This is a genomic window from Alloalcanivorax sp. C16-2 (assembly GCF_046507615.1).
Taxonomy (GTDB): domain Bacteria; phylum Pseudomonadota; class Gammaproteobacteria; order Pseudomonadales; family Alcanivoracaceae; genus Alloalcanivorax; species Alloalcanivorax marinus_A.
Genome location: NZ_JBKFTL010000004.1, coordinates 324,934 through 336,137 on the forward strand (window position 1 = coordinate 324,934; position 11,204 = coordinate 336,137).

Genomic DNA, 11,204 nt, shown 5'->3' on the forward strand with positions numbered 1-11,204 from the left:
GACTGGGCGGCATTCCGCTTCAGTCGCGATGCCGCTGGCGCTACCGGTCATTCGGCGTTCGGCTTCCTGCGCGCGCCAAAGGTTTTTGAGAGTTTAAGGAGAACAAAGATGTCCACCGTTTCCGCAACCGGGTTCGAGCCGGTGCCGGTGCCCGGTTCCGTCTGGGCCGGCGACAGCGTGTCCTATCTTCGTGGTGAAAAGCCGCTGCACGATTATCTGTTCCAGCACGCCGAGGAGGTGCCGGAGCGGATCGCCTACATTTACTACGGTACCGAGATTACCTGGGCCGAGGCCGGGGACGCGGTGCGGCGGCTGGCGGCGCATTTGCGTGAGCACGGGGTGGGGCCCGGTGATCGGGTGGCGTTGTTCATGCAGAACTGCCCGCAGTACATTTTCGCCCATTACGCGGTGCAGGCGCTGGGCGCCATGGTCACGCCGGTGAATCCGCAGTACAAGGCCGCCGAGGTGGCCTATCAGTTGAGCAACGCGGAGACCAAGGCGTTGGTGGTGGCGCGGGATCTGTATCCGATCGTCGCCGAGGTGCGCGACCAGGTACCGACCCTGGCCACGGTGGTGAGCACCGCCTATGGTGATTATCTGCCGGCCACGCCCAGCCTCGCCGTGCCCAAGGAATTGCTCGGCGAACCGGAAAACTGCCCGGCGGGAACCGACGACCTGAGCACGATTCTGACCCACACCGCGCCGCTGCGACACTTCGAACCGGTGGACCTGTGGGAAGGCGTGGGGCTGATGACCTTCACCTCCGGCACCACCGGCCGTCCCAAGGGCGCCATGCTCAGTTACGGGTCCAGCCTGTTCAAGATGGCGGCCTCCTTCCGTGCCAACCGCATGGCCGAGGACACCATGAGCCTGGGCATCGCGCCGCTGTGCCATATCGCCGGCATGAACTTCGGCGTCTACCAGCCGGTGTACACCCGTCAGACCCTGGTGATCCTGGCGCGCTTCGATCCGGCCACCACCATCGATGCCATCGAGCACTATCGGGTAAACAACTGGTACAGCATCGCGCCGATGCTGCGCGCGATTCTGGATTTCCCCGGCGTGGAAAAGCGCGACCTGACGTCGCTGACCAATAACCCCTGCACCAGCTTTGGTATTCCCCTGACCGAGCCGCTGGCCGCTGAATGGAAGGCGCTCACCGGCTGCCAGACCCACGAGGCCGCCTACGGGTTGAGCGAGACCCACACCTCGGACACCTTCATGCCCAAGGACCGCATCAAGTGGGGCAGCTGCGGCGTGCCGATGGCGGAGAACGAGATCCGCATTGTCGATACCGCCACCGGCGCGGAGTGCGCGCCGAACCAGAGCGGCGAGATCGTGGTGCGCAACAAGGCGGTGTTCAAGGGCTACTGGAAGCGTGACGAGGCTACCGCGGAAACCCTGCGCGACGGCGCGGTGTACACCGGCGACGTGGGCTACTTCGATGAGGAGGGCTACCTGTTCTTCACCGGCCGCATCAAGGAAATGATCAAGTGCTCCGGCTACAGTGTGTTCCCGGAGGACGTGGAAGCCTTGATGCTGGATCATCCGGCCATTGCTCAGTCCGCCGCCATCGGCATACCCGACGATCAGCGTGGCGAAACGGTGAAACTGTTCGTGGTACTCAAGCCCGGGCACCAGGGCAAGGTCAGCGAGAGCGAGCTGATCGACTGGGCCAGGGAACATATGGCCGCGTATAAGTACCCGCGCCAGATTGCCTTTATCGACAAGCTGCCGGCCACGCCGGCGGGCAAGGTGTTGCGCCGGTTGCTGAAGGACGATTGAGGGGGCGCTGGACGCTGGACGCTGGACGCTGGACGCTGGACGCTGGACGCTGGACGCGAAAAAATCGGGGGCTCCGCCAGGCTTGTCAAGTTCGCAAAAGCGTTTCTGCGAACCCGCAAACACTGCCGTACCGGGTTTTGACTTGGCGTCTGGCGTCTGGCGTCTGGCGTCCGGCGCCTATTCGTCTTTCTTTTTCTTGCCTTTGTCGTAATGCCACTTGATGGCGAAGAACATGCCCGTGCCGAGCACGACGACCTTGAAGGTAATGAAAACTACCGGGATCCATTCCATTCCGACCCTTTCCAGGCGTGAAATATCAGCCCAAGTCTAGGTCAGGCAAACCGCCATTCACATTGGACATAATGTCCCGGAACTTTTCAGCCCCGCCGTTGGCGATCCGCCGTTCTTCAAAAAATCGTCATCCCCTTGTCATGGGTTTGCGGCCCACTACCCGGGTATCCGTGAACGAATAATGACGAGGTGTTTTCATGAAACCCTGGCTTGCCCTTGGCGCCGGCACCGTGCTGGCCACTACCCTTCTGGCCGGTTGCGGCGGCGACAGCGATCACGACGACGGCGCCAACCCGCCGGCGGCGGAGCCCACGCCCTCCAGCTTGAAGCTCAGCTTCCTGGGCCGTCACGGCAGTGGCCAGTTCGACCAATCAGCGGCGGAGATCCCCGCCTACCACGCCGCTTCCCAGCGTCTGTTCGTGGTCAACGCCAACAAGGGTGCCCTGGACATCATGAGCTTGGCGGACCCCGCCAACCCGACCCTGGAAGACACCCTGCTCACCGGCGACATCTCCGCCGGCTCGGAAGTGAACAGCGTGGCGGTGCAGGGTGACCTGGTGGCGATCGCCGTGCAGGCCGGCACCAAAACCGACACCGGTTTCCTGGCCCTGTACGACGCCAACACCCTGGAGCGTATCAGCTTCGTGCCGGTGGGGGCTTTGCCGGACATGGTGGCGTTCACCCCGGACGGCCACTATGTGCTCACCGCCAACGAAGGCGAGCCTAACGACGATTACAGTGTCGACCCGGAAGGCTCGATCAGCGTCATCGACATCAGCACCCCGGAGAAGCCGGTGGAAAACCGCGCCACCTTCACCGCCTTCGACGGCCAGGAAGCGGACCTGAAAGCCGCCGGCGTGCGCATCTACGGCCCCGGCGCCAGCGTCGCCGAGGACCTGGAACCGGAATACATCGCGGTGTCCGCCGACAGCGCCACCGCCTGGGTGACCCTGCAGGAAAACAATGCCCTGGCCAAACTGGACATCGCCAGCGCCACGGTCACCGACATCCTGCCCCTGGGCGAGAAGGATCTGGGCCAGGAAGGCAACGGCATCGACGCCAGCGATGAGGATGACGCCATCAATATCCGCGCCTACCCCGGCGTGGTCGGCCTGTATCAGCCGGACGCCATTTATGCCTACCAGGCCGGCGGCCGGACTTACCTGGTCACCGCCAACGAAGGCGACGCCCGTGCCTGGGGCGAGGACAACGACGCCTACTGGGGCACCGAGGGAGACGGCTGCGCCGGCGACGCCAGCCAGGGCTTCGTGGAGGAATTCCGCGTCAAGCACCTGGTCCACGCCAGCGGCTTCGACCGCCGCTGTGGCGACGACCTGCCACCGCAACTGCGTGCCCTGGGCGCCGGTGGCCTGCTCAACCCGGACACCTTCGCCTACTGTGGCGCCAGCGCCGGCGACCCGGGCGAGTGCCGCGATGACGAGGTGCTGGGCCGCCTGAACATCACCTGGACCGAGGGCTACCGCAAGCACGAAAACGGCGACCCGATGTTGTTCACCGCCGCCGGCGTCCAGGATGACGCCAACGGCGACCGGCTCATGTACGATCAACTGTACGCCTACGGTGGCCGCTCCTTCTCGATCTGGAGCGAGGACGGGGAGCTGGTGTTCGACTCCGGCGACGCCATCGAACGGTTCCTGGCCAGCGACGAGTGCAAGCTGGGCACCCAGCGCACCCTGGACTGCAAGGATTACTTCAACTCCGGCCACGACGAAGGCGACGCCTTCGACAGCCGCAGCGACGCCAAGGGCCCGGAGCCGGAGGGCCTGACCCTCGCCCATCTCGGCGACAAGACCTTCCTGTTCCTGGGGCTGGAGCGCATGGGTGGCGTGCTGGTCTACGATATCACCGACCCCGCCGCGCCGGTGCGCGTGGACTACCTGAACACCCGCGACGATTGGGCCACCGAGGACACCGAATCGGTGCTGGCCGCCGCCGGGGATCTGGGCCCCGAAGGCCTGGTGTTCATCCCCGCCAAGGACGCGCCGGGGGACACCCCGCTGCTGGTGGTGGGCTACGAGGTCAGCGGCACCACCGCCGTGTACCAGGTGAACCTGCAATACCCGTGATCAGCCGCCGGGCGGGCGCCTTGGCGCCCGCCCCTTTCCTGCCGTCGCACCGTCCGACAGCGCGATACATTTTCGCCGCCCCCGTTCACGCCTTCAGACCATGAATCCGGTACACTGCGCTGTTTTGGATAGGGGAAAAATCCGTTGATGGTGTCACCGTCGAGGACATTCCCCGCGCGCCCATGCTCGCCAAACCGCCAGGCACTCGGTTAAATAAGGCTTGCATGGGGCAAGTTTGAAGGTCAACCTCGGTGACCTATAGCGATAACTTAGGGGTGGTGAAACTATTATGACCGACGACGCTTCGCGGGAGAGCCTGAATCAGAATCTGGTAACCCTGCACTTCGCCTTCCGGGGACTTGTCGCCGAACCCGACAGCATCCTCAAGACCCAGGGCCTGTCCCGCATTCACCACCGTCTGCTGTTCTTCATCGGCCACAATGACCAACTCAGCGTCAATGAACTGGTGGACACCATGCGCCTGACCAAACAGGCCATCCACAAGCCGCTCAAGACCCTGGTGGAAAAGGAGCTGGTGGCGGTGACCCGGGATGCCACCGACAAGCGCGTCAAACGCCTGTCCCTCACCGAAACCGGCAGCGAGCTGGAGCAGCGTCTGACCGGTATCCAGCACGATCTGCTGATCCACGCCTTCGAGGAAGTGGGCCCGGAAGGGGCCGCCGCCTGGCGCCGGGTGATGGAAACCATGGCCCGCCGCCTGGGCATCTGAGCTTTCCCCGGCGTGGCCACCAATCTCATTCTGGGCGGTGTTCGCTCCGGCAAGAGCGCCCTGGCGGAACGGCTTGCCGCCGCTCACCCCACCGTGTTGTACCTGGCCACCGCCGAACCCGGCGACGGCGAAATGCGCGAGCGCATCCGGCGCCACCGACAACGGCGACCGGCGCACTGGGATCTGCTTGAGGAACCCCTGGCGCTGGGCAACGCCCTGACCGGCCGGGCGGGCAGTGCCTCCTGCATCCTGATCGACTGCATGAGCCTGTGGGTGAGCAACCTGCTGCACGCCGGCGACGCCGTGTTTGAACAACAGCGGCGGGCGTTTCTGGACGCGCTGGCGGACTGGCCCGGCACGGTGATCATCGTCAGCAACGAGGTAGGACTGGGGCTGGTGGGCATGGACCCGCTCAGTCGCCGCTTCGCCGACGAGCTGGGCTGGCTGAATCAGGATCTGGCGGCTCGCGCGGAGCGGGTCATCCTCACCGCCGCCGGCCTGCCGTTGGTGCTTAAGGGGGCCGCGCTGTCCCAATAGGCCGCGCCGGGTGATCGCGACTGAAGTCGCTCCTACAACGTACCCCTCCTCGTAGGAGCGACTTCAGTCGCGATCCTCTCCTCAAAGCATTAACGCCGCCACCAACAACACCAAGGCCTCCACCGTCTCCACCAAAGCCCCGGCGGTATCACCGGTGAAACCACCCAGCCGGCGGCGCATCAGCGCCACTGCAGCGGCGAACATCGCGCCGGCCACCAGCACCACCAGCCACTGCCCGAGCAGCACCGCCAGCAGCGCCGCCGCCACCATGGCGAGGCTCACCGCGCGCCGCGCCGGATGCCGGGCGGCGCCGCTGCCCAGACCCTGCTCGCGCACATAGGGCAACGCCAGGAACAGGCCGGCGCAGGCGGCCCGGCCCAGCACCGGCGCCACCAGCAACGCCAGCGGCGCCACCGGGATCAACACCGCCAGCGCCGCCGCCTTGGCCAGCAGCACCAGCACCACCGCCACCACCCCGGCGGGGCCGCAGTAGGGGTCCTTCATGATCGCCAGGGTACGGACCCGGTCGCCGTAGCCGCCCAGCCAGGCGTCGGCACTGTCCGCCAGGCCATCCAAATGCAGGGCGCCGGTGAGGCCCACCCAGACCGCCAGCACCAGCACCGCCACCGGCCACGCCGGCGCCGACGCCAGCAGCGACGCCAGGCCCCACAGCAGCAGGCCGATCAACAGGCCCACCGCCGGGTACCAGGCCACCGAGCGGCCCTGGTCACGCTCGTCCACCGGCGTCGCCACCCGCACCGGCAGCCGGGTGAGCAGGGACAGGGCCAGCCGTGCCGGCTCCCGGTTCATAACGCCGGCTCCAGGGTGCCGTGCTGCACCAGACAGGCCAGCGGGCCGTGCTCGGTATCGTCCAGGCGCACCCGGGAGCGGTTGGCGTAGGGCACCATGAAGGCGCCCAGGGCGCGGCCCGGGGTGAGCCCGGTGACGTGGGCCAGCACCATGCGGATCACACCGCCGTGGCACACCAGCAGCACACGCTGGCCGGCCAGTGCCTGGCGCCAGTGATGCCAGGCGGCACCCACCCGCTCATGGAACCCCTGGATCGGCTCGCCGCCGTCCGGGGAATGGCGCTCCGCGTCCCGCCAGAAACGGTCCTGGCTGTCGCCGAAACGCTCATCCACCTGTGCCGGCGTCAGGCCTTCCCAGGCGCCGAAGGAGATTTCCTTGAAGCCCGGTTCCACGGTGCAGGGCAGGCCGCGCTCGGCGGCCAGGGTCTCGGCGAAGGCCCGGCAGCGGGCCAGGGGGGAGGTGAGAATATGGTCCCAGTGATCGTTGTCGCGGACGGCGGCCCCCATCTGTTCCCAGCCCAGTTCGCTGAGCGGGTCGTCCCGGTGGCCCCGATAGCGGGGGCCACCGTCCGGCTCGCCATGGCGCAGCAGATCGAACCAGGTGGTGGTCATGAACCGGCCTCGACGCCAGCGTCCTCGAAGGTGGCCATCTCGTTATGCAGGGCGCAGGCCTGACGCAGCAAGGGTACCGCGGCGGCGGCACCACTGCCCTCGCCCAGTCGCAGTTCCAGATCCAGCAGCGGCTCCGCCTCCAGGGCCTGCAGCAGGCGGGCGTGGCCCGGCTCCCGGGAACGGTGGCCGAACAGCAGCCAGGGGCGCAGCTCCGGGCGCAGGCGCACCGCCGCCAGGGCGGCCACGGTGACGATGAAACCGTCCACCAGTACCACCAGCCCCCGGGTAGCGGCACCGATGAAGGCACCGGCCAGGGCGGCGATCTCGAAACCGCCCACCGAGGCCAGCGCCTGCAATGGATCACGAGGGTCCGCGTGGCGGCGCAGGGCACGTTCAATCACCGCCACCTTGCGGCCCACGCCATAGCGATCCAGGCCGGTACCGGGCCCGGTCAGCGAGCGCGCCGGCTTGCCCAGCAGGGCACAGGCCACGGCGCTGGCGCTGGTGGTATTGCCGATGCCCATCTCGCCGCCGATAAACAGGCGCGCACCCTGGTCGGCGGCGCGGGCGGCGGCCCGGTCACCGGCGGCCAGGGCCGCGTCCAGCTGTTCCATGCTCATCGCCGGGCGCACCGCCAGGTTGTCGGTGCCGGCCGCGATGGTCTCGTCCACCACGCCGTCGCCCGCCGGCGGCGGCGCCACGGTACCGAGATTGACCACCTCCAGACGGGCATTCAGTTGCCGGGCCAGCACCGAAATGGCGGCGCCACCGGCCACGAAGTTGGCGATCATCTGCCCGGTCACCGCCTGGGGAAAGGCGGACACGCCCTCGGCGCACACCCCATGGTCGGCGGCGAACACGGTGATCGCCACCGGGTCCACATCGGGCCGGTCGGCGCCCTGCAACGCGGCCAGTTCCACCGCCACGGTCTCCAGCCTGCCCAAGGAGCCCGGCGGCTTGGTGAGGCGGGCCTGGCGGGTCAGGGCCCGGTCACGGTGGGCCTCGCTGGGGGCGGCAATGGGCGCTTGCCAGGCGGCGGTATCGGTCACTCGGGCTCCTCTCTGGGTGATGACGAAAGCGGGCCAATCCTCTTCCCGGCTCCCGGCACTGTCAAGGTGCCTTCGGTAACCGCTTGCCGCTACACTGCGCCTCTTTTCATTGCCCGGATGCCGCCTCATGTGGAGCCTGACCCTCGCCGCCCTCGCCGCCGTGGCCCTCGACCGGGCCCTGGGCGAGCCCCGTCGCGGGCACCCGCTGGTGGCGCTGGGGCGGGCCGCCGGCGGGTTGGAACGCCACCTCAACCGCCAGGCCAACGGCGACCTGGCCCGGGGCGTCCTGGCGGTGGCTCTGCTGGCCCTGCCGCCGGTACTGATCGCCCTGGCGTTGACCCTGTGGCTGCCGGCGTGGCTGCTGTGGCCGCTGCAGGTGCTGGGGCTGTGGCTGGCCCTGGGCACGCGCAGCCTGGCGGAGCATGCCCGGGCGGTGGCCGCGCCCCTGGCCAACGGCGACCTGCCGGCGGCGCGCCGCGCCGTGGGCCTGCTGGTGAGCCGCGACACCGACGCCCTGGACACCGAAGGCGTGGCCCGGGCGGCCACGGAATCGGTGCTGGAGAACGGCGCCGACGCGGTGTTCGCCAGCCTGTTCTGGTTTCTGGTGGCGGGCCTGCCCGGCGTCATCCTGCACCGGGTGGTGAACACCCTGGACGCCCTCTGGGGCTACCGCACGCCCCGCTATGAGCGCTTCGGCAAGGCCGCTGCCCGCCTCGACGACCTGCTCAACTGGGCGCCGGCCCGGCTCACCGCCCTGAGCTACGGCCTGTGCGGCCACCTGACCCCGGCGCTGCGTTGCTGGCGGGTCCAGGCGCCGCCCTGGGACAGCCCCAACGCCGGCCCGGTAATGGCCGCCGGCGCCGGCGCCCTGGGCGTGACCCTGGGCGGCCCGGCACCCTACCACGGCGCGCTCAAAAACCGCCCCTGGCTGGGCCAGGGCCCGGCGCCGGACGCCGCCGCCATCGACGCGGCCCTGACCCTGGTGCGGCGCACCCTGATCCTGTGGCTGGGGCTGGCGTTGCTGCTTGCCTTGCTATTGGGAGCCGGCCCATGACCGACCCGCGACCGGAGCACGGCGGCCGTCTCAACCAGGCCGCGCGCCAATGGGGCATTCCCCCCGCGGACTGGCTGGATCTCTCCACCGGCATCAACCCCCATGGTTACCCGGTGCCGGCGATCCCGACCCGGGTCTGGCGGCGGCTTCCGGAGGAGGACGACGGCCTGGAGGACATCGCCCGCGCCTGGCTCGGCCTGCCCGACCCCGCCGGCTGCCTGCCGGTGGCGGGCAGCCAGGCCGCCCTGCAGACCCTGCCCCTGCTGCGCGCCCCGGGCCGGGTAGGCGTGCCCGCACCCGGCTACCGGGAACACGCCGCCGCCTGGCACCGGGCCGGCCACCAGGTGATCCCGCTGACGGCGGAACAGGTGCCCGCCGCCCTGCCGGACCTGGACGCCCTGGTGTGGATTCACCCCAACAACCCCACCGGCGCCGGCCTGGACACGGACACCCTGCTCCGCTGGCACCGGGCGCTGGCGAAGCGGGACGGCTTGCTGGTGGTGGACGAGGCCTTTATCGAGGCGAGCCCGTTCGCCTCCCTGGCGCCGGCGCTGGGCGCGCCGGGCCTGGTGGTGCTGCGCTCCCTGGGCAAGTTCTTCGGCCTGGCCGGCCTGCGCGCCGGCTTGATGGCCGGGCCACCGGCCCTATGCCGGGCGCTGGCGGAGCGACTGGGCCCCTGGGCGCTGAGCCACCCGGCCCGACATGTGATGGCCACGGCGCTGGCTGACACCGCCTGGCAAGACGCCACCCGGCAACGGCTGCACGCCGACCGCCAACGGCTGGACGCCCTGCTCCGCGACCACGGCCTGACCCCACAAGGCGACAGCGACCTGTTCGCCTGGTGCCCCGCCGCCGACGCCGCCCACCACCACGACGCCCTGGCCCGCCGGGCGGTGCTCACCCGCCTCTGGGACACCCCCGCCGGCCTGCGCCTGGGCCTGCCCGGCGACGAGGCCGGCTGGCGCCGCCTGGCGGCGGCACTGGCCGAAGCTTTGATTGTGCGGTAGGAGCGGCTTCAGCCGCGATGGGGTGACCCGGATGCCTCAGTCTTCCTTGGCGAAGGCGATGTCGATGGGCAGCAGGCTGGTGGCGATGAAATCCAGCTCATCCCCGGAGTCCACGTCCAGCACGCGCAGGCCCGGATCGCTGCTGGTGGCATCGCCGATCCACAGATTGCCCTGGGGGCCCAGCGCCATGGTACGAAGATCCATGCCGCTCAGGCCGCCAATGGTGTCGCCCACATCGCCGGTGCCGGGGTTGAAGGCTTTCAGGGTGATGTCCTGCCAGCCGTTGTACGCCAGGTAGAAACCGGTGTCCTGGTTCACCACCACCACGCTGCCGACCAATCCGGTCTGGGCGGTGTCGTCCAGGCGCTGTTCGATGGCGTAGGTGTCCGGGTCGATGACGTCGATGCCGCCGGTGTAATCCGGTGCGTAGGAACCCTGATTCTGGACCAGCAGGCCCAGATCCGGGTGATGAATCAGCGCCATGGGGTTATGGCCGATCAACGGGATACCCTTGAGGCCGTTCTGCCCCATGCCAGTGTCGATTTCCTGGTCGGTTTCGGTATCGAACACCGCCACGTAACCGGTGTTGGTGGGCTGATACGCCGAGTCCAGACGCTGCATGGCGATAAAGAGCTCGCCGTCCACCACCGCTCCTGCGGCCATGTTCGGCACCCCGGTGGTATCCGCCGGGGTGTACGCGGACAGATCCAGTTCCCCAATCTTGAAGTCCTGCTCGGAATCAGCGGTGGGGTCCACGATCCAGGCGGTCTCGCTGCCATAACGGATCAGGTAGGCCTTGTCGTCGGCGGCGAAGACCAGGGTGTAAGGGTTGCTGGAATTGGAGTCATTGCCGTCCACGGCGGAATAATCCCACTCGAACACGCCCGGGTTGGAGAGGTCGACCTTTTTTACCGTGTCCGACTGATAACGCTCATAAAGATAGTAGTGCTGCCCACGGGCGGAAACGGCGATGTCGGAAATAGTCGGGTGGTAACTGCCCGAGCTGGTGCCCTCCTGCACATCGATCAGTTCCACCGCGCCGGAGGAATAATCGGACGCCGCCGTGGCGATCACCGCCACGTCGCCGGAAGTGTCGATCACCGAGGGGCCATCGCTGCCGCCCCCGCCGCCACACCCGGCCAGGGCCAGGCCGGCCAGAATCGTCAGACACAGGGTTTTGGCGGGCATCGCCGCCGACATTTTTTTCAGCAAGGGCATGGCTGTCACCTCGTTATGGCGCACG

General features: G+C 68.3%; 10 protein-coding genes. 6 read left to right on the top strand and 4 right to left on the bottom strand.

Annotated elements, in window-relative coordinates:
- Positions 1–108 precede the first annotated feature (108 nt).
- The 4 genes from ACLD02_RS16800 to cobU all read left to right on the top strand — a co-directional run bounded on the left by ACLD02_RS16800 (position 109) and on the right by cobU (position 5,430).
- Complete coding sequence (locus tag ACLD02_RS16800) at positions 109–1,785, top strand: AMP-binding protein (protein ID WP_410299228.1); 1,677 nt, start codon at positions 109–111, stop codon at positions 1,783–1,785.
- 488 nt (positions 1,786–2,273) lie between these two features.
- On the top strand, positions 2,274–4,163 hold the full coding sequence (locus tag ACLD02_RS16805; protein WP_410299229.1) for a choice-of-anchor I family protein: 1,890 nt from the start codon (positions 2,274–2,276) through the stop codon (positions 4,161–4,163).
- Between the two features lie 289 nt (positions 4,164–4,452).
- Positions 4,453–4,893 (top strand): MarR family winged helix-turn-helix transcriptional regulator, encoded by a 441-nt coding sequence (locus ACLD02_RS16810; RefSeq protein ID WP_203106056.1) that lies wholly within the window; start codon positions 4,453–4,455, stop codon positions 4,891–4,893.
- 12 nt (positions 4,894–4,905) lie between these two features.
- Positions 4,906–5,430: a bifunctional adenosylcobinamide kinase/adenosylcobinamide-phosphate guanylyltransferase gene (gene cobU, locus ACLD02_RS16815; protein ID WP_410299230.1), complete on the top strand. Its 525-nt coding sequence runs from the start codon at positions 4,906–4,908 to the stop codon at positions 5,428–5,430.
- 81 nt (positions 5,431–5,511) lie between these two features.
- Here cobU and ACLD02_RS16820 read toward each other — a convergent pair whose 3' ends face one another.
- From ACLD02_RS16820 to cobT, 3 genes are read right to left on the bottom strand one after another with little or no spacing between them, the layout of a single operon-like run.
- On the bottom strand, positions 5,512–6,240 hold the full coding sequence (locus ACLD02_RS16820) for an adenosylcobinamide-GDP ribazoletransferase (protein WP_410299231.1): 729 nt from the start codon (positions 6,238–6,240) through the stop codon (positions 5,512–5,514).
- Complete coding sequence (locus ACLD02_RS16825) at positions 6,237–6,851, bottom strand: histidine phosphatase family protein (protein WP_203106061.1); 615 nt, start codon at positions 6,849–6,851, stop codon at positions 6,237–6,239. The genes ACLD02_RS16820 and ACLD02_RS16825 overlap by 4 nt, the downstream gene beginning before the upstream one ends.
- Complete coding sequence (gene cobT, locus ACLD02_RS16830) at positions 6,848–7,900, bottom strand: nicotinate-nucleotide--dimethylbenzimidazole phosphoribosyltransferase (protein WP_338015258.1); 1,053 nt, start codon at positions 7,898–7,900, stop codon at positions 6,848–6,850. Before cobT ends, ACLD02_RS16825 begins: the two co-directional genes overlap by 4 nt.
- 127 nt (positions 7,901–8,027) lie before the next feature.
- On the opposite strand from cobT, the gene cbiB reads away from it, so the two are divergent.
- Positions 8,028–8,954 carry an adenosylcobinamide-phosphate synthase CbiB gene (gene cbiB, locus ACLD02_RS16835; RefSeq protein ID WP_410299232.1) on the top strand — a complete coding sequence of 309 codons (927 nt, stop codon included), beginning with the start codon at positions 8,028–8,030 and terminating at the stop codon, positions 8,952–8,954.
- Positions 8,951–9,961 (top strand): threonine-phosphate decarboxylase CobD, encoded by a 1,011-nt coding sequence (cobD, locus tag ACLD02_RS16840; RefSeq protein ID WP_410299233.1) that lies wholly within the window; start codon positions 8,951–8,953, stop codon positions 9,959–9,961. Before cbiB ends, cobD begins: the two co-directional genes overlap by 4 nt.
- Before the next feature lie 36 nt (positions 9,962–9,997).
- Here the strand turns inward: cobD and ACLD02_RS16845 are convergent, their stop codons facing one another.
- A complete protein-coding gene (locus tag ACLD02_RS16845; protein WP_410299234.1) occupies positions 9,998–11,179 on the bottom strand; it encodes a hypothetical protein in 1,182 nt (393 codons plus the stop codon).
- Positions 11,180–11,204: the final 25 nt, after the last annotated feature.